This is a genomic window from Nostoc sp. (assembly GCF_036917135.1).
Classification (GTDB): Bacteria; Cyanobacteriota; Cyanobacteriia; order Cyanobacteriales; family Nostocaceae; genus Nostoc.
Genome location: NZ_JBALEA010000093.1, coordinates 1 through 24529, shown reverse-complemented (window position 1 = coordinate 24529; position 24529 = coordinate 1). Strand labels below are relative to the sequence as shown.

The window sequence follows — 24529 nt, the reverse complement described above, 5'->3', positions numbered from 1 at the left end:
TCTCAGTTGCACTCGACTTAATAAATCCTCAACATTTAAGAAACTGGTTTGCCAGTTGCTGTTACTGTACCTCATAACAGCCGTAAGTGCTGTAATAGTTTTGCCTGGTTACGAGCAACAAGCGTATGTAAGAACATTGCATTTAGTTGCAGTGCGACGAATACTGTCGGAAAATGGCTTGATGGAAGCGATCGCTTCAACAGTTTTTTGAACAAGGTAGCAAGCTAAATGCCACATGTGATCGCCTTTTGGTTGTGTTTGGGAAGTGCGATCGCCTTTGTGGTATTTGGGAAGTGCGATCGCCTTTTGTGATGTTTGGGAAGTGCGATCGCGTAGCGTCTCGAAGAGAAGTTATCGCCTAAAACAGAGTTTTGCTTACTGCCACAACCACTCATGCAAGGATATAACATCTAAAATACTAACAATTAATCTAGGATTTTTGCCTTTTAAGCAGAGAAAATAAATGAGAAGTTAGGCGGTGAGGAGTAATGCCGAAAAAAGTAAGAGAGTTGAAAGCAATGGTGTCAAAAGTTGGCTATATTCTTCAACCAGGAAGAGGTAAAGGAAGTCATACATATTGGAAGCATCCGTTGTTACCCGAAGAACCCCTGACCATACCAGGTAAAGACGGCGATAATGCTCCGTTATATTTAGAAAAAAACATCCAACGGGTGCTGAAAAAACTGCAAGAAATGGAAAACACGGAAAACAAAGCAAAACAGGAGCCAGAAGAATGAACTATCACTACAGCATGGTAATTCAATGGTCGGAGGAAGATAGACTTTTTTTAGTACACTTACCTGAGTTCCCCTGGCAACAATTTCATACGCATGGTAGGACTTATGAAGAAGCAGCAAAAAATGGTCAGGAAGTAATTGAGACTTTTGTGGAAATGTTGAAAGAAGAAAACAAACCACTACCAGAACCGAGAATGCTTCCTAAAAAACCGTTGCAAGTTGCGTAAGTTAAGTGGGGGCTACGCATTTATTGTAGTTGGGGAAGTGCGTTAGCGCAGCTTAACGTTGGCGTTGCGTCTCGCAGAGAAAAGAAGTTATCGCCTTTGTGATGTAGGGAAAGTGCGTTAGCGCAGCTTAACGAAGTTATCGCGTTTGTTGGGTTTGTAGGAAAGTGCGATCGCATTTGTGATGTTGAAGAGAGTGCGTTAGCGCAGCTTAACGAAGTTATCGCATTTGGGTTGATGGCAAAGAGTGCAATAGCTAAATTTCAGATTTATTTAGGTTTTTAAGATAGCTTAAGTCCTACTATCAGCCTATTTTATCCAATAGTACTTCATTGATAACCGTTTGATAGCCTACCCCTCGCTTTTCTGCCTCTTCTTTCGCCCAGGCTATGATTTTCGGATGAAATCTGATAGAAATCGGCTCATACTTTTCCTCTTCATCTTTAGCAGGTCGTCCACGCTTTCTCGGTATAATCCCAAACTGATCTGCGATCGCATCTCTGAATTTTTGGTTTTCTTCTGGTGTAACTCGTCTTGCCCTCTCAAAAGGAAACTCAGGTTCCTGACTCATATTGTTGACACTCCTTTTTTGTAGCTCTTCTTGCACTAATTATCCTTATTCGCTCACCTCGCATGGTAAAAACAACTACAACAATTGACCCATCTTCTATTTCACCAATCGCCCATTCTCTTTCTTCTCCCTGAGAATGAATAGAGTCTTCCGTAAACAGAAGATAGGGGTCGGCAAAAACTGTTACAGCTTCCTCGAATTGAATACCGTGTTTCAAAAAATTTGATTCGGCTTTGTTGTCGTCCCACTCAAAGCGCATTTATAGTATATACCAAAAATATTTACCTTTGCTATACTACACGGACTTTGACTTTCGGATGAAGTGCATAGACGCGATCGCATTTATTGTTGATGTACTTTTTTAATATCAATCTCTTCCATAAATACCCATCTTTTAAACCTCCAACTCACCCAAAACTAAAACTTGCAACTCCGTCACTCGTTTTAAAGCTACATCGTTCGTTAAAAAAGCCTCACAACCATCACAAATTACTACTGCTATTTGTAACGCATCTGGCAACTTCAGCCCATAGCGAATACGTAACTCAGCCGCTTGTTGTGCAATTACAGCATCAATATTCACCAGTACAATGCCATCCGTAGCCGTCAATAAATTTGTAAATCTTTCTCGTAACTCTAGTTGTCCTAAACGAATAGGTAAAGTAATACATTCCGCTAAGGTTACAGGAGACACTACCCCTTGTATTTGCTCTTTTCCTATCAGAGTAAATATCCCCCGTACTACTTCAACAAAAGCAGGTACTGCTTCCACATAATAAATTACAGGAGATGTATCCAAAAAAACTTTATTCACACCCTGCAAAGCATCGTTAAGTTTCATTAACGCTGTCTCCATGCTTGGCGCTCTTCCCACTCATCCCGTATCTGATTTACCCATTTCTGAGCATCTTCACCCCCTAGCAAATTGGGAGCTATCCCATAAAAATCAGTCACTTTATACTTAGGTTTTTGAGTTACCACAACAGAATCAACAGATTGCTTAATCTGCTTAACCAAATGCTCTAATACCTGCATTTGTTCCACTAAACTTAATTGATCTATTTCACTTAAAACGCGCTCAATTGAAAAGCTCATGATTTTTCTCTCTATCTGAAATCCTAAATTTCAAACCCCAACTCCAGCAAATACCCACTCATCTTAATTTTGATTCCCTGCAACTCATCCTCTAGCAAATAAATCTCAGATTGCACTTCCATAAGCCTTATGGCTACGCATTTATTAGGGTTGAAGAGAAAGTGCGATCGCATTTGGGTGGATGGGAAAGAGTGCGATGTCTAACGACAAGCCTTACGGCTACGCGTTTATTGGGCTGATTTAACACTCTCTATCACTTCACGAACCTCATCAAGAGAATTTAAAGTCATAATTCCACGCTGAATTATCCTAAGTTTTTCTAAATCAGAAATTTCCACAATTTCTGTCATTAATTGCAACCCATCGGCATTAAATTTTATTTCCAGGCTCATCTCAATACCGGAAAGTGTCGCTTCTAATTGTCCTTCATTCCGTATTTCCTGATACCAAGGAGACTCACGTAATACAGCCATATCCCACCGCATAATTTGTTGAACTAGGGCACTATCTAAAACAAAGGTAGCAAAAAAAGCTAAAGCAGTTTCTAATTGATTTAAATCTTCGTCAGCACGAAGTATTTGTAAAGCTTCTCGAATTGTTGATTCGTCATTCCCTCCCTTAAGTATTGGCACAAAGGGAAGCAAAGAACGAACTTGCTCTTGAAAGACTATCTCAACATCAACCTCCCAAAGATTAATCACCCGATAATCTTGACGTGCTTGCAAACCTTCTATATTTGATTCATAGCGCGTGGGTATTTCTGTATTCCCGGAATTCAGGATATTAATTAATACTGGATATGTCGGTAATTTATACTTCTCTGAAGCCAGTGCTGCATACGCTCTCATTCGGGATGGCATATCTGGTTTATAACGCAATTGTAATTCATTCAAAACCAGAAACTTACCTGACCGAGGACTTTCAACACGAATTAATACATCACTTTCTCGACTTATCCATTTAAAATCTGAATTGAGAATTTCTTGAGCGACAATACCAGGAATTTGAGTTACCCACCTTACCCAATTATTGGGAGCAAGGCTAAAATAACCGTTTGGTAGCCTAAACCTCGTTTTTCTGCCTCTTCTTTCGCTTAGGCTATGATTTTAGGATGAAAATGGATTTAACCGTTAGCCTTCAGCATTAGGCTGAAGGCTAAACAAGAATTCGTCAAGGGCCAGAAAATCTGCCTTTTGGGTATCTGAACTGAAGGTTTTTATCGCAGAGAAATTATCCGTGATTGAGTTTCTAACTTTTCAGTCGCTATTAAAACTTCTTGTCTTGCCCATTTATCTGCTGCCAAAATGTCATCTAAAGAGGGATTTACACGGTTATCATTTTGATGGCGATCGCACACCCATTCGATACACCGGGGAATATCTAAAAACCGAATTTTTTCATCTAAAAATAAAGCTACAGCTTGCTCATTGGCGGCATTTAACACAGCTGGCATTGAACCACCAGCTTTCCCCACAGCATAAGCCAACTGCATACAAGGATACTTTTGATGATCTGGTTCCCGGAAGGTTAAATTTCCAGCCTTGACTAAATCTAGTCGTTCCCAGTTGGTGTAAATGCGATCGGGCCAAGATAGAGCATACAGCAAGGGTAAGCGCATATCCGGCCAACCGAGTTGGGCTAAAACGGAAGTATCTTGCAGTTCAATCAGCGAGTGAATAATGCTCTGGGGATGAATGACAATTTCGATATTGTCATAATCCAACCCAAAGAGAAAGTGAGCTTCAATTACTTCCAGTCCTTTATTCATCAAAGTAGCAGAGTCTACTGTGATTTTCCGCCCCATCGACCAATTAGGATGCTTGAGAGCGTCAGCAACGGTTACATCTGCTAACCTTTCTACATCCCAGTCTCGGAAAGCCCCACCAGATGCAGTGAGCAAGATTTTCCGCAAGCCAGATTTTGGCACACCTTGGAGACATTGAAAAATTGCCGAATGTTCGGAATCGGCTGGGAGTAATTTTACACCGTGTTTTTCAACTAGGGGTAGAACCACAGGGGCCCCAGCAATCAGGGTTTCTTTGTTCGCTAAGGCAATATCTTTACCAGCTTCAATCGCTGCGATGGTTGGTAGCAAACCAGCACAACCTACGATACCAGTGACAACGGTTTGGGAATCGCCATAACGGGCGACTTCTATGACTCCAGCTTCACCTGCCAGTAGAATCGGTTGGGGATCGAGGTCAATGATCGCTTCTTTGAGGGCTGGTAATTTATCTTCTGAGCAAATGGCTGCTATTTCCGGTCGAAACTGCCGAATTTGAGCAGCCAACATTTCAACATTGCTCCCAGATGCCAATCCCACAATCTGAAACTGATCTGGGTACTGAGTGACAATATCTAAAGTCTGAGTACCAATAGAACCAGTGGAACCAAGAAGAGTAATCGCTTTCACAATTGCTTAAGGATTTACAGACAACTCTCACTATAAATTGCTGGGGACTCTTTAATCACAGCAATCACTATAATCGATACATTGACAAGGAGGAGGGGACAGATGCCGGCGTGTCTCTATGTCCTCTTCTCGTTGTCCCGGCGCCAGCCCTAATCCGTTAATTTCAAAGTTTTATAACAGATAAATCTAAATTCACTAATCCTTAGTATTTTCAACTATTTTATCGACTTTGAAAACACGCCCGAAAGTTGGTAATTTTATATAACTAGACAAAAGTTGTATTTATAAATACTATATTTCTAAAGATAAATTCCGACAGAATTAGCAAAAGTTCCCAATCGGGAACACTTTTAAGTAATTTTTAATCTGTCCAGTTTGTTAATTATTTTGGTGGAGGATTTAATATGCAAAATATTACTCATAAATTGCTGTGTTACAGCTATATGTAAAAAGATTCATAAAGGAGTTTGTTGAAGCACTCAAACTTATGGCCAAAGTTCAGATAGTTATAAAAAAAGTTTTATGGAAAAATGATTTCCTGTTTCCAGGCGCAATATGGCTTGCCAGCCGAATATTTATCTGGACAGTTATGTTGCTGGTTGCGCCAAAGCTCCCGTTACCAGGAGAAGAATTCTTACCCCCTTTTAGCTGGGGCGTTTTTGATGCCTGGGATAGTATGCATTATCGAGCGATCGCAACTTCTGGCTATGAATTTGTCAATGACGGCAAGCAACATAATCTGGCCTTCTTTCCCCTGTTTCCCTTAAGCATCTGGGTTTTGATGAGGTTGGGCTTACCGTTTGAATTAGCGGGGACGTTAGTCAACAACTTGGCATTTTTTGCAGCGCTTTACTGTTTGTACTTTTGGGTTAAAGATAATTATGGCATCAATGGAGCGCAGTGGGTTACTGCTGTGGTTTCTTTGTATCCATCGTCTATGTTTACGGGGGTGATTTACACAGAGGGGCTGTATTTGTTTTTGAGTACAGCGACTTTGCGGGCGTTTGATCACAAGCAGTATGCCTGGACTGCCCTTTGGGGCGCAATGGCGACAGCAACACGTCCTACAGGTATGGCACTAATTCCAGCATTAGCGATCGCAGCCTGGAAAGAACGCCGACCACCCATTGCCTATATAGCTGCCTTGACTACCGCTATTGGCATACTTCTATTCAGTTTGTATTGTGCGATTTATTTTGGCAATCCTTTAGCTTTTATCGAAGCACAACGGGGATGGCGACCAACTCTAGGGTTTGATTGGCAAGGTTGGTTAAATATGCTCATGCAAATTGCAGTTGGCACAAATAATTGGCAATATGGTTGGGTTCAAAACTCCTCTGGCGGAATTCCAGACCCCTGGTATCTCTTGTTGTTTGGTGCGATCGTTGCCAGTGGCTATCTTTTATGGTGTTTTCGTCAACGTTTTAGTTCTGTAAAATTATTCTATGGCTTTTATGCTTTACTCTTATTTTTGTTGATTCTGGCAAGCGAACAGTGGATCAATAACTTACTCAACTTGTTCATGATCTTGGGTGGTGGCTATGTATTGTGGCGCTTACACACGCAACTGACCCCAGTTACAGTTATCTATGGCTTTTGTGGTATTGGTTTGCTACTAGCCTCTGGAGGCACCATTTCCTTGAGCCGTCTCGCCTACGGTATTGTGCCTTTGAATATAGCCATTGGTGTGGTGCTATCTCGCCATCCTCGTCAGGGATATTTAATATTGGGCGCTTTTGTGATACTACTAGCCAAAATAGCTGTAGGATTCGCCCAAGAGCATTGGGTTGGTTAGAGGGTTTGATTCTTTGTTGGCAAAAAGTTGAATTTAAATTTCCTAATGAATGTATCCAATCAAACTAAGATAGCCCTTGTTTCATTATTTGTAGGTGTCGGTGCCATATCTTTTGGCTCTATTTTTATGAAATTGAGCGAAATGGAACTCAGCCCCAGTGCCACTGTATTTAATCGCTTTTGGCTTTCTAGTGTGGTCTTCTTGCTCTGGCATGGATACAAGGCAATACGGCAGCGATTTTCCTTAGAAAAACCTTTAGAATGGCAGCCCTACACCAGTCAGGATCTATTGCTATTGCTAGGTGCTGGTATTCTTTGGGCTGCGACTTTAGTCTTGTTGGCTTGGTCGCTAACTCAAACTAGTGTGGCGATCTCTAGTGTGTTGCATAATCTCGCCCCCATATTTACGAGCTTAGGGGTGTGGCTGTTATTTCGTAAGGGTTTTGAAAAGCAATTCCTGATTGGGATGGTCATCGCCCTTGGGGGAGCGATCGCCATTGAATTTGAGGAACTACAAATCGCCACAGACGAAGTTGAAGGTGGCTTTGCTGCCATCGTGTCGGCGATTTTCTTGAGTGCATACCTGCTGATCGTAGAAAAATTACGCACCAAATTTTCTCCGGCCACAATCCAGTTATGGATCTGTGCGATCGCTGCTTTAGTCATCTTCCCCATACTTTTGTTCACTCAAGATCAGCTTTTCCCCTCTACAGTCAATGGGTGGCTTTGGGTCATTTCCCTAGCCCTGATTTGCCAAGTTTTAGGTCATGGGCTTTTGACTTACAGCCTTGCTAAGTTTTCCTCTGTGGTTGTCTCCTTGGTACATCTGTTAGAGCCAGTATTTAGCGGTATTTTCGCTCTGGTAATATTTTCGGAAATATTAACTTTCTCAAATTGGGTAGGTTTCGCTGTAGTTTTAATGGGTTTGTACTTGGCCGTATCTAGCCAAGCTGCTGTTAATTTTCCGTTGCAGGAATCAGCAAAAAATATACTTAACACTTTCGTTAAAAATATGACTATAAAACTGTCATTAATAAAGCAACAATTCTCCGAAACACCAGCTTTATTAGGAACTCTCTCATTATTATTTGCCCTAATTCCCATATCTTTAGCACCATCTCTGACTAAATTGTGTCAACAAGAAATTGGTGCAAATGCTGTAGTATTTCATCGCAGTTGGATTGCGACAGTTGTCTTTGGGCTGTGGAATGGATTTGAGGCTTTCCGCTATCAACAGTCCGTTGAAGGAGGGAAGAGGGAAGAGGCAGGGGGCAGGGGGCAGGGGGCAGGGGGCAATATTACTCCTATTGATCACCAATCTATAGAAAAGAAGCCTTTTACGAAACAAGAAGTAGGGTTATTGTTGGCAATGGGAACCTCTGCTGGAACCTACCTTCTATTGTGGGCTTGGGCGCTGAGTCAAACTAGTGTTGCTAATGTGGCTTTACTGTCTAATTTGAACTCCTTATTTGTTGCTTTAGCTGGGTATCTGTTATTTGGTCGGCGCTTCGATCACAGATTTGTGATTGGTTTGGTCATCGCCTTGGGGGGAGCGATCGCATTTGAACTAAATAAGGTACAATTTGCAACTGATCAAATACTGGGTGATGCACTAGCATTACTAACTGCGGTTTTCATGGCTACGTGTATGCTGCTGATAGAAAGACTCAGAACCCGATTTAGCACCGCAACTATCATGCTGTGGCGCTGTGGAGTGACAACAATGCTTCTACTACCCGTCGTCCTATTCCTTGAAGATCGGCTGTTTCCCTACTCCTGGACGGGTTGGTTTATCATAATTTTCCAAGCACTTTTTTGCCAAGTATTAGGTCAGGGACTTTTGGCTTATAGTCTCAGCAGAATCTCTTCAAGTGTCGTCGCCGTTACCCTTCTCCTTGAACCAGTCCTGGCCTCTATTTTTGCTTGGTTCATTTTTTCAGAACAAGTAGGTTTGTTTGACTGGCTGACTTTTGCCGTAGTTTTAGTGGGTATCTATCTAGCCCAATCTAGCCAATCCAAAGTTCAAGTAACAAACGAAGCATTGTAGCAGATGATAGGTAGATTCAAGAACAAGTTTTAAAATAAAGGGTTTATTAACCTGCGAAGGCAGGTTTTGTCTGTGTAGCCGCGTTCGCCCTTGGCGTGCCGGAGGCATCATTCCAATCGCCCAGGCAGGAACTCTTGATTTATTATTTTAATACCACCAACTTGACTGATACAATTTATGACAAAAACTCCTGATCAGACATTATTAAAACTAGTAACATCTCCCTTCAATAGGCTACTAAACTCTCTCCCATTCCCGATTTCTGGATACTTGGTTATTGGCATTATCTTAGCAGTGCTGATTCGATTGCTTTGTGTGCCAAATAAATCGGTCGATTATAAGTTTTTTTTAGCGCCTTGGTATGATTTCATCGCATCTCATGGCGGATTGGGCGCTCTCAAATATAGTTTTGCCGATTACACACCCTCCTACCTCTACTGGATTTTAATTGCTGCTACCCTGCTGTCTGGATTGCCGAAAATTCTGGCAATCAAGCTTTTTGCGATGACAGTTGATTTTCTTTGTGCATTTTTAACTTACAAAATTGTCCGACTAAAATACCCAGAGGGCAGGAAACCCATCTTTGCTTTTTTGGCAGTTATCTTGAGTCCGACTGTTATATATAATAGTGCGCTTTGGGGTCAATGTGATGTTATCTATACAACAGGATTGATTGCCTGTATTTACTTTTTATCTATTCAAAAAGAAATTCCAGCATTACTCAGCTTTGGTGTGTCACTTTCTTTTAAGTTGCAAGCCATGTTTTTAGCACCTTTATTATTAGCTCTTTTGCTCAAAAAAAGAATTCATTGGTATTATCTCCCATTAATTCCGGCGGTATATATAATTGCTGTTCTGCCACCTTGGTTTATGGGAAGACCAATACTAGAATTGCTATTAGTATACTTTAATCAAGCTAATAAATACAAAGAATTAGCTAAAGGCGCACCTAATCTTTATCAATGGATTCCTAACAATTTTTATAATATTGTTGTCCCTATAGGTTTAACGTTAACCATATCTGCAATATTTTTACTTGGATACATTGTTTATAAAAGTAAACTAAAAATTACTCAAGACAGACTGATCCACTTAGCCACCATCTCAGTTTTGTTTATGCCATATATCCTGCCCAAAATGCACGAAAGATATTTTTATCCTGCGGATATCATTGCAATTATCTTTGCCTTTTATTTTCCCCGATATTTTTGGGTAGCTATAGTAGTGCAAATGGCATCATTTTTTGGCTATTTGGGAACTCCCATATTTATCCAGTTGTTTTCATTACCTTTAGGTTTTGCCCTCTGGTTTGTTGTGCGAAAATGTGATGTGATTTATCCGAAATTACAAGCTGGATTCTCCCCAAATATCAATAAGAATTTGTAGTAATACCATTTATTTAGGACTTCGGTAAAAGTACACATTGTAGGGGCAATTCATGAATTGCCCCTACATGAATAAAGCAAGTAAAATTTAAGTAATAGAATAACTGCCAAAAATGAATAAGATCAGAGCAATTATCGGCATTAGTACCTTAATTTTATTTATCTCCAGCAGCTTACGACACGAGTTATTTAATTCATCTGGGGATTTAGCAGTTTTTGACCAAGGAATTTACTTAATTAGTCAAGGACAACCGCCAATTTCTTCTGTAATTGGTTTTCATATTTTAGCTGATCACGCTGCTTGGATTTTATATCCTTTGGCTTTGCTATACAAAATTTATCCTAGTGTTTATTGGCTGTTTGCAGTACAGTCTGTTGCTTTAGCATTAGGTGCTTTACCTACATATTATCTGGCGCTGCAAGCAGGTTTAAAAGAAAATTTAGCGATCGCAATGGTGGCTGCATATCTAATGTATCCGGTGGTGTACAATAGCAATTTATGTGATTTTCACCCAGATCCGATCGCAGTCCCTGCACTTTTGATGGCAGTTTTGGCTGCCAGATCGAGGAAAATAGCTTGGTTTTGCGTCAGTATTCTTTTGGTATTAGGTTGTAAAGCCGTACTATCCCTGACTGTAGTGGCTATGGGGATTTGGTTACTCTTGTTTGAAAAGCGACGTTTATACGGTGCGATCGCCATCATTAGTGGGACAATATGGTTTGCGATCGCTAACAGCATTATCATCCCTTATTTTGGTAGCGAAGCAGCGTTACTGAATCGTCATCTTTATCGATATAGCTATTTAGGAAACTCATTTTCCGAAATGGTACAAATCTTACTTTTTCAACCAAAAATTATTTTAACCAACCTTTTTTCAACTATAAATTTAGAATATTTATCTTTTTTATTATTACCTTTTATTTGGGCTTTAAGACCACAATATATTATACCTTTGATAAGTGCAATTCCTTGTGTGGCACTAAATTTACTTGCCGATCATCCTTCACAAAAAAATCTCGTTTTGCATTACTCTTTACCAGCAATTCCATTTCTTATTTTAGTCGGAATTGCCAGCCTAGCAGCAGATAAAGTATGGCTACCAAAAAGACAAGTAATTGTTTTGTGGTCTTTAGTTTGGTTTTTGGCTTTAGGTAAATATGGGTTCTTTAGCTCAAAATATCTCCACAATCTGGATAATTTGTCAGCCACAAAAGAGGCTATCACTCTAGTTAAAACAAAAGATAGCGTTCTGACTACAGATATAATTACTCCACATTTAACCCATAGACAGTTTATTAGTTTTAAATATAATCCTTCTGAAGACATTGCTGAATTAAATAAGTTTCACTATATCTTGCTCAATGTCCGCCACCCAGGTTGGGCTGCAACTTCAGAATCTCTTTCAAGCTTAGTCAATATTTTGAAAAATCAATCTAAATTTAACTTAGAATATCAACAAGATGACGTATATCTTTTTGAAAAAACTATTAGCGGGACTTAAATAAAAATAAAACAGATGAATTAGCACAGAGTTTTGGTTGGAAATTTATAAATCAATCTGCTACATCTTAATTAAATCACCACAATGGATCGAATTTTAATATTTGGCAATTCCGGTTCGGGAAAAAGTACTCTTGCAAATAGACTTGGTAAAAACTTCAGGATTCCAATTCTTGATCTCGATACTATCGTCTGGGAACCAAATACAATTGCCTTACAACGTCCTCAAAAAGATTCAGCAAAGGATCTACTAGACTTCATAGAAAATAATATTTCTTGGGTAATCGAAGGCTGCTATAGTACCCTAATCAAAGCGGCTATGGAATTCTCAACTGAAATCTATTTCCTAAATCCCGGCATTAGTAAGTGTCTTGAAAATAACCGCAATCGTCCTTGGGAGCCGCACAAATTCAAATCAAGTGAGGAGCAGGCACAAACATTTGAGTTTCTACAGAATTGGATTCAACAATATGAAGAACGCGATGATGAATTCGGTTATGCATCCCATCGCTCAATATTTAATCAATTTAATGGCATAAAACATGAAATTATCAATTGATAAATGTAACTATCTTTGACAAAATTTTCAAAAAATTGCTATCAGGTATTACTTAAGTGATGGTGATATCAGAGTAAAGTTATCAGCAGTGCCTAGAAGCTTATATTTAGATAAAGTTATTTGCTGTAAAGTCGTATTATCTAGTAATAAATAAGATTTATTATCAAATTGTTCTTTTAAAACAGCAACAGAAGCAGAAACTACTTTGCGATCGCTATAAAAATCTAAACTAGGACGGTTATAAGGAAATGAGGTATAAACTGTTGTTCCTGGTGAGACATTTGCCCGAATTAAGTCTGCTACTGGTTTAACTGGAAAAGCTTCCTTTAATTCCCAAATCCAAGATTGCGAACTTACCAACAGCGTTAAAACTAAATACATCCCTATAAATAACACTGGAATAAAGTTGCGATCGCGCTGTTTAATTAGCCATGCTGCTATACTCATACTTATTGCCAAAACAATGCTCATGACTATCAAAATAGGCTGTTTCTTAATAAAAAAGTAAACACAGCCTCCTAAACCAGCAAGAGAAATAATAGCCAAAAATATTGTCCAACTCCGCACTCGAAAATGACGATTCTGCCAAACTTCGCTCAAATTAGCACCTATTGCCAAAGCTAAAAATGGATATACAGGCATGACATACCAGGGTAGTTTAGTTCTCATAAAAGAAATAGTTCCCAAGTAAATAATTGTCCCCAATAGAACTAGAGAACCCCAACTTTCATGACGTTTTTTCCAGGCTAGATAAAGCCCTCCAGGTAAAAATAACAGCCAGGGAAAACCATATTTGAGTAATTCTAATAAATAGTACCAAACAGGCCCGCTATTACCTTCAACAGGTTGCATAAGGCGATCAAAAGCTTGTGCTTGAAAATGTACTTCTAAGAAAGTATTACCATAGCGTTGCCATTGAGCAGTATACCAAGCGATCGCCGGAGCATTTCCTAACAAAATTCCCATCCAAAGATAGGGACTTTTTAACAAAGCAAATTGTCGATCTGCAAGGAGAAATAAACAGGCGATCGCACCCAATAGCAAAACTATCATCCCCTTTGTGAGAATAATTAACCCCAAACAAAATCCCACGCCTAGAGCATATTTTCGGTTCTGACGTGCTTTCAAAAGACAAAACAACAACAGCAAGAAAAAAGAAATAGTCATTCCATCTAACATTGCTAATCGTCCATGACGCACCACAGGCAACATTGTCAAGTAAACTAAAGCAGCAAATAGAGCCGGTAAACTTTGCTTAAAAGCCAAACGCCCCACCAAGTAAAGCAAAGGCACTCCCAAGGCAGTTAAAACCGCACCAGGTAAGCGTGTGGTAAGCTCTTGGACTCCTCCTAAGTAGTAGCAGCAAGCAATTAACCATTGCATCAAAGGCGGTTTTAATAAAAATGGTTCTCCCTGAAGAGTGGGATAAAGCCAGTTACCAGTACGGTAAATTTCTCTGGCGACTAAAGCGTAAGTACCTTCATCCCAATCTCGTAAAAGGGAATTTCCTAAAAATATCAGCCATAGAATTAGAGATATTACCAGTAAGCTAAATAACCATTCTTTTTCTTGGAATAGACGCATATCTAAAATCGGGATAATCATCTCAACGGCTTTAAGGCGGTATTGTACCCCAGATTCTGCAATGGGAGTTTGGTTACTTTTTTAAAAGGTGTTTATGTGGTGCGATTCTAAGAGACCTGCTTCTGTATATATTTTGCTTTTTACCTCTAAATCTTTTTATAAACTAGAGTTAGCATACTCAATCAACCAGAAATTATTTGCTGAACTTAAAAACGCAACAGCTTATTCGTGAATTTTTAGGGTTTAATTTTCTAATTGAAATATTTACTTTAAATTATCTTTAGATAGTACTAAAGTTATAAATTATGAATTATCAGGATAAGAAACTCTACAATTTATAATTCCTAATTTTCTCATGTTTGGGTGGGTAGAAGCACAATAAATACACTACCTTTGCCCAACTGGGAATTAAGCAGAATAATACCTTGATGTGCCTCGACAATTCGACGAGCAAGGTACAGTCCTAAGCCACTACCGGAACTCTTGTGGCTGCCTTGGCGAAATCGTTCAAATATGGTGGCTTGTTCTTCAGGGGGAATACCTGGGCCTGTATCCGCTATTTCAATTCTCATGTAATCAACAGAATTGGATTTTTCACTGTCAAACTGGCGTTGAGAAGTAAAACCAATAGTCACAGAACCAGAGTCAGTAAATTTGATCGCATTGCCTATGAGGTTGGTGAATAGACGATGCAATTCTAAGCGATCGCCCATCACTGTGCTTGACTCTTCAGTAAAATCCACACTTAGCGACAGTGCTTTGTCTTGAGCTAAGGGTGATAATTCTCCAGTTACCTCTTCTAGCAATCGCCCCAGATTAACTGGTTGAAATGCCAAGCTTTTGCGCCCTGCTTCAAAGCGATAAACTTCCAATAAGGTATTGACCATAGTAAGCAGGTTGATATTACTACGGGCCATGATGGTGATTACTTCGTGCATTTGCGCTGATAATGTTCCCAAAGCACCTTGCTGAAATAGCATCAACATGCGATCGGCGGCTACCAAGGGAGTGCGTAAGTCGTGGGTGAGGCGTGAGACAAAATCTTCTCGTTGGCGGGCAATTTCATCACGTTCATCCATACTGTGCTTCAAACGCAGGAGCGATCGCACTCGTGCCAGCAATTCATCTACTGTTACAGGTTTGCGGATAAAATCATCAGCACCCAAGTCTAATCCGTGGGCGACGTTGGGCGCATCGTGAGCAGTGATTAGCAGTATGGGGATGTATTGCGACAATTTCATATCACCGCGAATGTGCTTAGTGACTTCGTACCCATCCATACCTGGCATCATCAGATCCAGCAGAACCAAGTCACAGGGAGAAGCTTTCAATTCTGCTAAAGCCGAAATCCCATTTTCTGCGGTGCTAATGGTGTAACCTTCTTCCTCCAAGATAGTTTTGATCAAAAACACGTTATCAGGAGAGTCATCAACAACCAAAATTTTGTCAGAACGAGAAGATTGTGAAGTCATATAGATGCAGGGTATGGGATAAAAGTAAATTTTTTAATTTTTCTTCATTTTGTCTGGCACGCATTCATGATTTTTGGCGACCAACAAGATTGAGAATAATTTAACAGAGGCGTTGCTTTACTATTGCCCTCTTACTTAAGTATGATTTTTGAGTTGATATCCGAAAATTTTTGGTAGGGAGTTGTATCTCTTTAATATCTTAATGAAGTTGTTTCCTGTCCGAAGAATAACAGAGTGTATTACAGGGAGCAAATGCTAAAGGTTGGGTGCAGATTGAAGTTAAGAGTGAAAATAGCTATCGTCTACAAGAGGGTTTTAGTGGTACACCAGTTTGGAATCAGAAGTTAGGGCGTGTGGCTGGAATGGCTGTAGCGGCAGAAAAACAGCGCCAAGATGTCAAAGTTGCTTTTATTATTCCGACGAAAGTGGTGTTAACTGTTTTACAGATGCCATCGAAAAAGGCACTAAAACTAACGAGCCTTACGGCGAACTGGGGCAAACTTACCATCTGTATTACCATGCCGATGAGAGCCAGTTAGACGGTCAAAGAGCTAAGACAAGCTGAAGATAACTTCCAACAAGCAATCAACATAAACTCAGACTCAACTGATGACTAGAAATCTCGCCTCCAAGAAGTTCTAGCGCATAAACAAACACTTAACTGTTGAAGATATAGCAATCCCAGGGCTATTTCAGCCTAGACATAAACCACTGTAATTTTATTTAAAAAATCAATAATTTTTGTTTCTTCTTCTAAACTGAGACTTGGATAAGAGAGTAATTCAATCTCAGTAATCACTGAAATAAAATATTGTCCTGATGGTAGTGGGTTTACCAAGCGACCACCCAAAAAATACAAAACTACATTTGGATCTAAAAAAATCCCAGGTTGTGTCAACACCATTCATCCCTAATTTGCTGCTGATATACCAAAGGATCTTGAGTTAGTTGAATTACACCTGCATACTCGTTTAAATTAAACTCTTGTTTTTGTTGTGATTGATGAGCTTCTAATATCTTCTCAATTTGCTGCCAGTCCTCATAATCAATCAACACTGCTACCGGACGCATGGCTTCATCAGTCACAATTTTTTTCTTAAAAGGTAGCATGATTTTCTATATCAGATACAACATCACAACTGTTCCCACTCATCTCTATCAATTCCAGCTTGTCGCAATATCTCAGCTACAAGCCCTTTACTAATATCCCTTTTGTGAGGGTTTGGTATTCGCACCGTGATGTCATCTTTGACCATATACTGATGCCTGCTACCAGAAAATGGTCCCTCAAACCCTAGTTCCCTTAAGTAGCGGATTAAGTCGGGGCGCTTAATAGGCCCGAAGGTAGGCATTATGCTACTTCCTTGATTGACAATTCAATGCCATCAACTATGGGTAAAGGCAAATTTCGGGAAACTCGCAATAAAATCCATTCTTCCAAAACTTCTGCTAATTCTTCTCTACAGGTTTCCAAGGTGTCTCTATTCGCCCAGACACCTTGGAAACCAGCGATTTCACCATAAAAGCTGTCATCATCTGACAAAATCTTATACTTAGCTTGATGCATTGCAGCTTGTATGTACTTTGTCAACATAAATAAAGTGTCTTAGATTATCTAGAAATAGTTTAACCAAATCAACAGCCATTTCTGTTCATGCGATCGCTCATTCTCCAGAAGTGAGATGATCCAAGAGTTGCTGAAATTCTGTTGTGGAAGGAATTGCGATCGCACTTTTATGAAGCATTTTGAGTACAGATGGTTCTTCTATCCTATTAATAACTTCGACAATAGACCTTGATACTTCTCCAAATCGCGTTTCTAGGACTGTAATGATACTTTCTCTAGCATTTTCGACAATTCCTTCTTCTTTTGCTAGCCTTTCAATACTAGTTACGTACCGCATTCTATCTGCCTCCTCGTAACTTCTTACTTCTGTTTTAAAATTAAGTGCCAACTCTTTTGGCAAAACCATTATCCAGTCGATAAACCGAAATAATTCCCGAATATCTTCCCGGCTATATCCCCGTTCATACAGCCGTCTGACTAGGCTTAGTTTCCACTGTAGCCGATTTTCTGGGTTTCGTTGCGTTGCTTTGGTCTTGAGATGCGCCATCACAATTACACCAAAAGGGTTGGTAGTTTGCTCTAGGGTTTCCCACCCTTGCTCATAGTCCAACAGTTTCGCCACAGGAAACTCTAAGCTGACACGACATCCGCCCAGTTGATAGCTGTAGCTGGAAGGTCGCCAATTGGGTTGTTCATCTGCTAAAACTGCTAGACTAATGACTCGCTTTTTATGGCGGTCAAACAAACGGTAATTATATGTGTACATCCTTTCGGCAAATTGGCTGTCATATTGCCCTTGGACTTCCACATGAACCAATACCCAAGCTTCCTCTCCATCCAGTAGCCAAACTTTTGCGACTTTATCGACCAAACGCCGCCCAATTTATGCATCCGGTTCTAGCTGTTGCAGTTCTGTGTCCAGAAATTCATAGGGTCGCTTCCAGTCGATTTCGGCATAAGCTTGGGTGAAAAAGAATTCCAGAAAGCGAGGAAAATATAGCTCAATAACTTCTTTCCAAGGACTATCGTAATCAGTAAGCTGCTCGGTCATGAATTAAAATAAAAAGTACCTCTGTGCCATTGGTAAAACTGTCGCAGGTTCACAAATCAGCAACTCACCATCAGCCCTAACTTGATATGTTTCTGGATCTACTTCAATGTGGGGTAGTGCATCGTTCAGCTTCATATCCCGCTTACTCAATTGGCGTGTGCCAGAAACAGCAACTGCTGACTTTTGTAAACCTAGCTGGCTGGGAATTTCTTTCTCTAAAGCTGCTTGGGAAACAAAAGTTAATGATGTGGCATGACGCGCCCCTGCAAAACTACCAAACATCGGTCGCATATACACTGGTTGCGGTGTCGGAATACTGGCGTTAGCATCGCCCATTTGCGCCCATGCAATCATTCCGCCTTTAATCACTATTTCTGGCTTCACGCCAAAAAATGCCGGACGCCACAAACATAAATCTGCTAATTTTCCCTCTTCCACTGAACCCACATATTGAGCAATTCCGTGAGCGATCGCAGGATTAATCGTATACTTAGCAACATATCTTTTTGCCCTAAAGTTGTCTGCTTTTTGCTCATTTCCTTGTGGATTAAGACTTCCCCGTTGCACCTTCATTTTGTGAGATGTCTGCCAGGTGCGAATTATCACTTCACCTACCCTTCCCATTGCTTGGGAATCGGAAGAAATCATGCTAAATGCGCCTAAGTCGTGCAAAATGTCTTCGGCGGCAATAGTTTCCCGGCGGATGCGAGATTCGGCAAAAGCGACATCTTCGGCGATCGCTGGATCGAGATGATGGCATACCATCAACATATCAAGGTGTTCGTCTAAGGTGTTGAGGGTGTAAGGACGTGTAGGGTTGGTGGAAGATGGTAGAACGTTGGCTTGGCCACAAACTTTGATGATATCTGGTGCGTGTCCGCCACCTGCGCCTTCAGTGTGGTAGGTGTGGATGGTACGATTCTTGAAAGCTGCGATCGTATCTTCGACAAATCCGGCTTCATTCAGGGTATCAGTATGAATTGCTACTTGCACATCATATTCATCGGCAACGCTGAGGCAAGTATCAATTGCTGCGGGTGTGGTTCCCCAGTCTTCATGGAGTTTTAACCCCATTGCACCGGCGGCTACTTGTTCTACAAGTCCTTGGGGTTTACTGGTGTTACCTTTGCCCAAAAATCCTAAGTTGACAGGGAAAGCATCAGCAGCTTGCAGCATTCGGTAAATATTCCAAGGTCCGGGGGTGCAGGTAGTGGCATTTGTACCCGTGGCGGGGCCAGTACCGCCGCCGATCATGGTGGTAATACCGGAAGCGATCGCAACTTCTATCTGTTGGGGACAAATAAAATGAATATGGGCATCGATACCGCCAGCAGTGAGAATCATTCCTTCACCGGCTAAGGCTTCGGTTCCGGGACCGATAATAATATCTACATTATTTTGAATATAAGGATTTCCGGCTTTACCAATTTTGAAAATCTTGCCATCTTTAATGCCAATATCTGCTTTGACAATACCCCACCAATCGAGAATTAAGGCATTAGTAATTACTAAATCTACAGCACCATCAGCGTTAGAAATGGGGGATTGTCCCATTCCGTCTCGGATGACTTTACCGCCGCCGAATTTCACTTCATCGCCGTAGGTGGTGAAATCTTGTTCAACTTCAATAAATAATTCTGTATCTGCAAGTCGGATGCGATCGCCTACTGTTGGCCCATAAGTTTCGGCGTAGGCGCGGCGATCCATTCTGTAAGGCATAATGCACTTTTAGTAATCGAGGTTAAAATCGAGTTTAAACGCAAAGTGACGCAAAGGTAAACGCAAGGGGTTCGCAAAGGATGGATGAGAATGATTTGAGTGAGGTGATAATTGGCTGTGGGATGCTAACTTCTCCACCTCAAAAAAGGCATCATCTGGCAAACAAACTCTAACTCCGCGTAACTTTGCGTTTACCTCAGCGCCCCTCTGCGTTAAAAAATAAATATATCGATTTGGGATTTATGCTATAAATGAGCGTTGTTGGAGGCTTAGACAGAATGACCCTAGCAGACCTAATTTCCATAGCTAGAAAGGTTTCTCCATCAGAAAAGCTCAAGCTAATTCGCATCCTTGCCGAAGATTTAGATACAGTCGAGGATATTTCTCCATTAGAACCCTTCAAAACCTACGATTTACCTACTCCTTATAATAGCTTTGGGGCTGGTGCAGTCATGATGGAAGCACTCAAATCACAGGATTCCAGTCATTAAAATTTCGACGTAGGCGCGGCGGTTCATTATATAACTCATATCGTATAGCAATCCTAGTTTCATTTAATTTTGTTAGGAAGTGATTAGCTGATTCCTCAGTTGCAAAAAATCCCTGCACAACTAAACCAGACCATTCTTCCTGCAAAACTGGCTCAATCTTTGGTAAAAATTCAGTTATTGCCTCTTCTGGTTTATTTAAATATTCTGATAATCTAGTTAGATAAATTTTAAACTTCAGTCCCAATTCTGGACTGCTCTCAATAGGTATTAAATTAAATATCGCACTTTTCTTTTTATTAGCCCCAGTGAAAGTAATACAACTTTTTGTGGTATATGTCCAAAAAGGATACTTAATTAAGACTTTAGAAACTAGTTTATATATCTTATCAACACCATTATTTTTTGCAATTTCTTCTAATTCTTCGTAGGTCAAGTTAGTTTTTCGTGATAATTTACTAACAGAAGGTTCTTGAACTTGGTTGGGGTCAACTAAAAACTTTCTTGCTAATAGTTCACGACTATTATTATTAAAGTAATAAAATTTAGCTACATTTATGGGAACTTGATAAGTATCTGATAAATAATTAATAATTCTTTCAGTACTAGCATCTATTTCTGAAGCAACTATTAAAATTTTGTGTTGACTATTTATAATCTCTGGAAGTACCCTGTCAAATTTTGTTTGAAAAGCTTGTTCTAAAGTTTCTTGCTTACCTAAATAATTAAAATAACTAACAGCAATACTAATTATTTTTTCAGCAGATAGATTTTTCACCCATGAGGCATAATCTAACGCTTGAGCAGTTACTTCTCTAGATGTTTGATCGCGTTTTAACTCTACAATGACAACATTACCACCATTATCTAAACAAAGTAGATCAATTATTCCGTTATAATCTGTAGCTACCTGCCTACCAATTACTAATAAATCTGCTGAAAGAATAGAGATATCTCTCTCTAACCACTTTTCTAGACGAGCTTCTAAATTTAATTTAGTTTTAATGATTTCCGTAAGTTTATCTTCTGCGGATACTTGCCAGATTTTCAGGTCTTCTTGCATATAAATGATTCCAGTTTCATTAGACTTTTATCCATCGAGATTACCGTTAATTTTGGCGTTGAAGCCGTAGACTTGGCGAGTACCAACCAAGGGGACTAAAGTTACTTCTTTTTCATCGCCTGGTTCAAAACGAACTGCGGTTCCGGCGGGGATATCGAGGCGCATTCCTCGCGTTTGTTCTCTGTCAAACTTTAAGGCGGTGTTGACTTCATAAAAGTGGTAATGTGAACCGACTTGTATGGGGCGATCGCCTGTATTTGACACTTGTAATTTTATAGTTGGACGACCAACATTTAGTTCTATTTCACCTGCTAGTGTAATAATTTCTCCTGGTATCATGTTCAATCCAATATTTGATTTAAGTAGGACTTATGCACACTCTATGAATTCTGGGCATCTTGGCGGTTCAATAAATTAATATTTTTGGCTATTTTCGTGTAATTTTGGCTATTTTTGCGTAAGTTATGATTAGCTTTTAAAAAGCTTGCTTGTTGACGTTTAAGGTTTTTAAAAGTTTTAATAATATCATCTTCAAATTGGAATGGGAAGCCAACTTTTGATGTCCACGAATATTCAATTTGCTGTTCTTGCCACCGCAGATGCTCCATTTTCCAAGAATTATGATAATTCAAAAAATTTAGATAACTGTCTAGCAGTATTTCACCTTCAATTAAGTGTGTCTTCGTCATCAAAAGCTTTTTAATTTTTTCATGGCGGGGAAAAGCATCTTTTTCTATCCAAAAAATCCATAATTTAATTTCTGCTTCGTTTTTGAAGGGTAAAATTGTATAACCATTTTTTTCTCCTACTTGAAGAGATTCTAAGATACGTTTTTGACCGCGCATTTCTCTTAACTTTTCTGCTAAATCTGTATAGGTACGTCTACCTTCCCAAATTAGAAAAGCAAGTGGCCCATATAGTTCTTCTAGCTGCTGCTCAGTATATTTTAACGATGCAGTTGTCTGCTGATTTTCTCTATCTCTCTTGCCAGACATAATGTGATTAACTATTCCGGCTACAACGGCAAAGGCAGTAGTTATGGCAGTGGTTATAATGGTTGCTGTAAAGCCAGTGTTTCCTGTATTCATTGCCTTTATGCTTGATGATAGTCAAACAGTACATTTTTGATTATGTGTTAAATTATATACTTGTTATTAGTTAATGTCTATAAAAGACTTTCGTCTTCAAAGTAACAGAGTATAAAGTAAATTTAACGAATTGGATTATGTACTGTCACTAACTTTGTGCCATCAGGAAAAGTTGCTTCAACCTGCACTTCATGCACCATTTCAGATATCCCTTCCATGACATCATCCCGCGTCAATAGAGTTGTACCATAACTCATTAATTCAGCTACAGTTTGTCCATCTCTCGCCCCTTCTAAAATGGCAGCAGAAATATAAGCGATCGCTTCGGGGTAATTCAGTTTTAAACCCCTTCCTTTCCGTCTTTCTGCTAATAAAGCAGCAGTAAAAATTAATAGCTTATCTTTTTCCTGCGGCGTAAGTTGCATTCTTATCTCCTCTGTGTTCTCTGCGCCTCTGCGGTTCGTTCAAATCTGCCACACTCTTGGTATACAATTACCACGATTCAAGAAAGAAACTCGCAGCAACTGCCAAACATCAATAAACCAGTTTCTCACCTCAGATGTAGAAGCACCGCGATATCGACACAATAATCCATGTTGTAAGCGACTAACACCCGCTTCTCCTTTCCCATGCCATAAATTTCGCGTTTTTTCGACAATTTCTCCTGAAACTGCACCACCAACCCAAACTAGACTACCTACAATTGGTTTTCCACCCAAGCCATGAGGACTGTGGAAAATGTCTTCACTACCCGGTAAATATTGCCGATCAATCCATAAGGGAACATCTTGTTGCCAAATTTCGGTGTGCGATCGCCATTCTCCTTGCAAGAATTTTTCTCCTCTAGCACTGCGACCAAATCGGGTAATTTCCCAACCTAACCAACTGCCCCCGGTTGCTAATTCTACCCGTAAATCTTGCCGATAAATCGCGTCGTTAAATAAAATTGTCTCTTGCGGTAGCCATTCTAAACAAGCACCAGCGTCAACTTGCATTTGGATGGTTTGTCTGGCTTGCAGGCCATTACTGCGGTATATCTTGCTTGCCGCCGCCGTGGTGATTAAGGCTTGGGCTTGGGTTTGGAGGTGGATGTTAGAGGATAAGCGATCGCCTCCCACCACTCCTCCAGCCGTGTGTAAAATTACGCTATGACATACCTTTTCCCCTTCTGGGTAAAATGGGCGCTGTACTTTCAGGGGCGCTTGTTGGTGATTGTAAATTAATTGGGTTTCACCCTGGCGATCGGCATAGACTAAATTAAGTTTGCCATGCCAACCTTCTGCTGTTTGTGAGTTGCAAATCATTTATAAATTCAAGATTAAAGTTCAGATATCTTATATTTATTTAATACATTCTTTGCTACTTTCCCTGCATATCATGATTTTTTCGCCAAGATTACATAATCATCTAATGTATAGTGTAACTGATGCTTCTGACCAAAATACTTTTGCAGTATTTGACTCATATAAAGTTGTTTTGGTAATTTTTCTCGAGCAAACTTACCAAATTCAATGCCGGATAAAGATGTTCTTGAACCTGTTGAGGTGAGATATTTATACCAGACTAACTCTAATTCCAATTCTGCCAGAAATTTATGCACTACGTTTTTTCTTGCTCTTGATTCTCAAATTGGTGAACATCGTAAATTTTGAATAATTTCTTATCTTGCACAATTAGTAGAACATAACCTGAATTTTTTAAGCTAGTGGAAAATATTTGCTTGTAAGTATTATTAGCTTCAACCCTCTTGGCTTTATCTATAAAGAAGCAGTGGGAAATTACGATAAAGTCGAAAAAGTCTTGGGGTAGATTATTCGATTTAGTTTTCCAAGTAAAAATATCAGTAGTAACAAAGCGGAAATAAGCATTCACCGTGGTTAAATGCGACTCTATATATCGTCGCCAAAACTGAAGTCCACGAAACTGGAAAGCATCTTGTTTTTCTAAAGAGTAGTAGGATATGTGCATTTGCGGAATCTGAAAAAAACCACTACTACTTTGGAGAAATAAAGCTAAACCATAAGCAACTGTTCCTGGTCCTGCTGCAATATCAAGGATATTAACCTTACTTGGTAGTAACTGGAGTTTAGACTAAAAGCGATATGAGAGAACGCAAATCAAATGGCATTAGAGATTAAAAATATTATCTTGTCAGCCTCAAAGCATCCGCG

At 39.8% G+C, this 24529-nt stretch carries 29 protein-coding genes and 3 pseudogenes; 10 read left to right on the top strand and 22 right to left on the bottom strand.

Going from position 1 to position 24529, the window contains the following annotated elements:
• Positions 1–211, top strand: a pseudogene (locus tag V7K50_RS30600) (hypothetical protein); the annotation flags it as partial.
• A gap of 13 nt (positions 212–224) precedes the next feature.
• On the opposite strand, the gene V7K50_RS30595 reads toward V7K50_RS30600, so the two are convergent.
• Complete coding sequence (locus V7K50_RS30595) at positions 225–410, bottom strand: hypothetical protein (RefSeq protein WP_334966793.1); 186 nt, start codon at positions 408–410, stop codon at positions 225–227.
• A gap of 78 nt (positions 411–488) precedes the next feature.
• Here V7K50_RS30595 and V7K50_RS30590 point away from each other — a divergent pair, with 78 nt between their 5' ends.
• Both V7K50_RS30590 and V7K50_RS30585 read left to right on the top strand, forming a co-directional pair.
• Complete coding sequence (locus V7K50_RS30590; RefSeq protein WP_334966791.1) at positions 489–737, top strand: type II toxin-antitoxin system HicA family toxin; 249 nt, start codon at positions 489–491, stop codon at positions 735–737.
• Entirely contained in the window at positions 734–964 is a 231-nt protein-coding gene (locus V7K50_RS30585; protein WP_096575287.1) for a type II toxin-antitoxin system HicB family antitoxin, read from the top strand. The genes V7K50_RS30590 and V7K50_RS30585 overlap by 4 nt, the downstream gene beginning before the upstream one ends.
• A 301-nt stretch (positions 965–1265) precedes the next feature.
• On the opposite strand, the gene V7K50_RS30580 is transcribed toward V7K50_RS30585, so the two are convergent.
• The 6 genes and pseudogenes from V7K50_RS30580 to dxr all read right to left on the bottom strand — a co-directional run bounded on the left by V7K50_RS30580 (position 1266) and on the right by dxr (position 5040).
• Positions 1266–1532 (bottom strand): BrnA antitoxin family protein, encoded by a 267-nt coding sequence (locus V7K50_RS30580; RefSeq protein ID WP_334966785.1) that lies wholly within the window; start codon positions 1530–1532, stop codon positions 1266–1268.
• Positions 1516–1791 (bottom strand): BrnT family toxin, encoded by a 276-nt coding sequence (locus tag V7K50_RS30575; RefSeq protein WP_334966783.1) that lies wholly within the window; start codon positions 1789–1791, stop codon positions 1516–1518. Before V7K50_RS30575 ends, V7K50_RS30580 begins: the two co-directional genes overlap by 17 nt.
• A 135-nt stretch (positions 1792–1926) precedes the next feature.
• Positions 1927–2373: a type II toxin-antitoxin system VapC family toxin gene (locus V7K50_RS30570; RefSeq protein WP_334966781.1), complete on the bottom strand. Its 447-nt coding sequence runs from the start codon at positions 2371–2373 to the stop codon at positions 1927–1929.
• Complete coding sequence (locus V7K50_RS30565) at positions 2373–2627, bottom strand: hypothetical protein (RefSeq protein ID WP_334966779.1); 255 nt, start codon at positions 2625–2627, stop codon at positions 2373–2375. The genes V7K50_RS30570 and V7K50_RS30565 overlap by 1 nt, the downstream gene beginning before the upstream one ends.
• 227 nt (positions 2628–2854) lie before the next feature.
• Positions 2855–3670, bottom strand: a pseudogene (locus tag V7K50_RS30560) (Rpn family recombination-promoting nuclease/putative transposase); the annotation flags it as partial.
• Positions 3671–3843: 173 nt separating this feature from the next.
• Positions 3844–5040 (bottom strand): 1-deoxy-D-xylulose-5-phosphate reductoisomerase, encoded by a 1197-nt coding sequence (dxr, locus tag V7K50_RS30555; RefSeq protein ID WP_334966777.1) that lies wholly within the window; start codon positions 5038–5040, stop codon positions 3844–3846.
• 487 nt (positions 5041–5527) lie between these two features.
• On the opposite strand from dxr, the gene V7K50_RS30550 reads away from it, so the two are divergent.
• The 5 genes from V7K50_RS30550 to V7K50_RS30530 all read left to right on the top strand — a co-directional run bounded on the left by V7K50_RS30550 (position 5528) and on the right by V7K50_RS30530 (position 12326).
• Positions 5528–6835, top strand: a complete 1308-nt coding sequence (locus V7K50_RS30550) for a mannosyltransferase family protein (protein WP_334966775.1) — start codon at positions 5528–5530, stop codon at positions 6833–6835.
• A 45-nt stretch (positions 6836–6880) separates the two neighbouring features.
• Positions 6881–8881, top strand: coding sequence for a DMT family transporter (locus tag V7K50_RS30545; RefSeq protein ID WP_334966773.1), 2001 nt, complete (start codon positions 6881–6883; stop codon positions 8879–8881).
• Between the two features lie 177 nt (positions 8882–9058).
• Complete coding sequence (locus V7K50_RS30540; protein ID WP_334966771.1) at positions 9059–10267, top strand: hypothetical protein; 1209 nt, start codon at positions 9059–9061, stop codon at positions 10265–10267.
• A gap of 112 nt (positions 10268–10379) precedes the next feature.
• Positions 10380–11768, top strand: coding sequence for a DUF2079 domain-containing protein (locus tag V7K50_RS30535; protein ID WP_334966769.1), 1389 nt, complete (start codon positions 10380–10382; stop codon positions 11766–11768).
• 84 nt (positions 11769–11852) lie between these two features.
• Positions 11853–12326, top strand: coding sequence for an AAA family ATPase (locus V7K50_RS30530; RefSeq protein WP_334966767.1), 474 nt, complete (start codon positions 11853–11855; stop codon positions 12324–12326).
• Between the two features lie 48 nt (positions 12327–12374).
• Here V7K50_RS30530 and V7K50_RS30525 read toward each other — a convergent pair whose 3' ends face one another.
• Together V7K50_RS30525 and V7K50_RS30520 are read right to left on the bottom strand one after the other, a co-directional pair.
• Positions 12375–13910 carry an ArnT family glycosyltransferase gene (locus V7K50_RS30525; RefSeq protein WP_334966797.1) on the bottom strand — a complete coding sequence of 512 codons (1536 nt, stop codon included), beginning with the start codon at positions 13908–13910 and terminating at the stop codon, positions 12375–12377.
• 353 nt (positions 13911–14263) lie between these two features.
• Positions 14264–15382 (bottom strand): hybrid sensor histidine kinase/response regulator, encoded by a 1119-nt coding sequence (locus V7K50_RS30520; protein WP_334966765.1) that lies wholly within the window; start codon positions 15380–15382, stop codon positions 14264–14266.
• A gap of 266 nt (positions 15383–15648) precedes the next feature.
• Here V7K50_RS30520 and V7K50_RS30515 point away from each other — a divergent pair, with 266 nt between their 5' ends.
• Entirely contained in the window at positions 15649–15921 is a 273-nt protein-coding gene (locus V7K50_RS30515) for a hypothetical protein (protein ID WP_334966763.1), read from the top strand.
• A 158-nt stretch (positions 15922–16079) separates the two neighbouring features.
• Here V7K50_RS30515 and V7K50_RS30510 read toward each other — a convergent pair whose 3' ends face one another.
• The 6 genes and pseudogenes from V7K50_RS30510 to ureC form a co-directional block, all read right to left on the bottom strand.
• The gene (locus V7K50_RS30510) at positions 16080–16286 is read right to left on the bottom strand and encodes a hypothetical protein (protein WP_334966762.1); all 207 of its coding nucleotides are present in this window, start codon (positions 16284–16286) and stop codon (positions 16080–16082) included.
• The gene (locus V7K50_RS30505; protein WP_334966760.1) at positions 16277–16492 is read right to left on the bottom strand and encodes a hypothetical protein; all 216 of its coding nucleotides are present in this window, start codon (positions 16490–16492) and stop codon (positions 16277–16279) included. Before V7K50_RS30505 ends, V7K50_RS30510 begins: the two co-directional genes overlap by 10 nt.
• Positions 16493–16515: 23 nt before the next feature.
• Positions 16516–16734, bottom strand: coding sequence for a type II toxin-antitoxin system HicA family toxin (locus V7K50_RS30500; protein WP_334966758.1), 219 nt, complete (start codon positions 16732–16734; stop codon positions 16516–16518).
• On the bottom strand, positions 16734–16976 hold the full coding sequence (locus tag V7K50_RS30495; RefSeq protein WP_334966756.1) for a type II toxin-antitoxin system HicB family antitoxin: 243 nt from the start codon (positions 16974–16976) through the stop codon (positions 16734–16736). Before V7K50_RS30495 ends, V7K50_RS30500 begins: the two co-directional genes overlap by 1 nt.
• A gap of 70 nt (positions 16977–17046) precedes the next feature.
• Positions 17047–18000 (bottom strand): annotated as a pseudogene (locus V7K50_RS30490) (transposase).
• A gap of 3 nt (positions 18001–18003) precedes the next feature.
• Positions 18004–19719 (bottom strand): urease subunit alpha, encoded by a 1716-nt coding sequence (gene ureC, locus V7K50_RS30480; RefSeq protein ID WP_334966750.1) that lies wholly within the window; start codon positions 19717–19719, stop codon positions 18004–18006.
• A gap of 278 nt (positions 19720–19997) precedes the next feature.
• Here ureC and V7K50_RS30475 point away from each other — a divergent pair, with 278 nt between their 5' ends.
• Positions 19998–20210: a hypothetical protein gene (locus tag V7K50_RS30475; protein WP_334966749.1), complete on the top strand. Its 213-nt coding sequence runs from the start codon at positions 19998–20000 to the stop codon at positions 20208–20210.
• On the opposite strand, the gene V7K50_RS30470 is transcribed toward V7K50_RS30475, so the two are convergent.
• From V7K50_RS30470 to V7K50_RS30440, 7 genes are all read right to left on the bottom strand, one after another.
• Positions 20185–21270, bottom strand: coding sequence for an endonuclease NucS domain-containing protein (locus V7K50_RS30470; RefSeq protein ID WP_334966747.1), 1086 nt, complete (start codon positions 21268–21270; stop codon positions 20185–20187). The genes V7K50_RS30475 and V7K50_RS30470 overlap by 26 nt on opposite strands.
• Positions 21271–21297: 27 nt before the next feature.
• Positions 21298–21609: an urease subunit beta gene (locus V7K50_RS30465; protein WP_334966795.1), complete on the bottom strand. Its 312-nt coding sequence runs from the start codon at positions 21607–21609 to the stop codon at positions 21298–21300.
• Positions 21610–21650: 41 nt separating this feature from the next.
• Positions 21651–22358 carry a hypothetical protein gene (locus V7K50_RS30460; RefSeq protein ID WP_334966745.1) on the bottom strand — a complete coding sequence of 236 codons (708 nt, stop codon included), beginning with the start codon at positions 22356–22358 and terminating at the stop codon, positions 21651–21653.
• Between the two features lie 122 nt (positions 22359–22480).
• Positions 22481–22783 carry an urease subunit gamma gene (gene ureA / locus V7K50_RS30455; RefSeq protein ID WP_196520369.1) on the bottom strand — a complete coding sequence of 101 codons (303 nt, stop codon included), beginning with the start codon at positions 22781–22783 and terminating at the stop codon, positions 22481–22483.
• A 39-nt stretch (positions 22784–22822) separates the two neighbouring features.
• The gene (locus V7K50_RS30450) at positions 22823–23662 is read right to left on the bottom strand and encodes an urease accessory protein UreD (protein WP_334966743.1); all 840 of its coding nucleotides are present in this window, start codon (positions 23660–23662) and stop codon (positions 22823–22825) included.
• A gap of 71 nt (positions 23663–23733) precedes the next feature.
• Entirely contained in the window at positions 23734–23958 is a 225-nt protein-coding gene (locus tag V7K50_RS30445; RefSeq protein WP_334966741.1) for a hypothetical protein, read from the bottom strand.
• Complete coding sequence (locus V7K50_RS30440; protein ID WP_334966739.1) at positions 23958–24326, bottom strand: hypothetical protein; 369 nt, start codon at positions 24324–24326, stop codon at positions 23958–23960. Before V7K50_RS30440 ends, V7K50_RS30445 begins: the two co-directional genes overlap by 1 nt.
• Between the last annotated feature and the right edge of the window lie 203 nt (positions 24327–24529).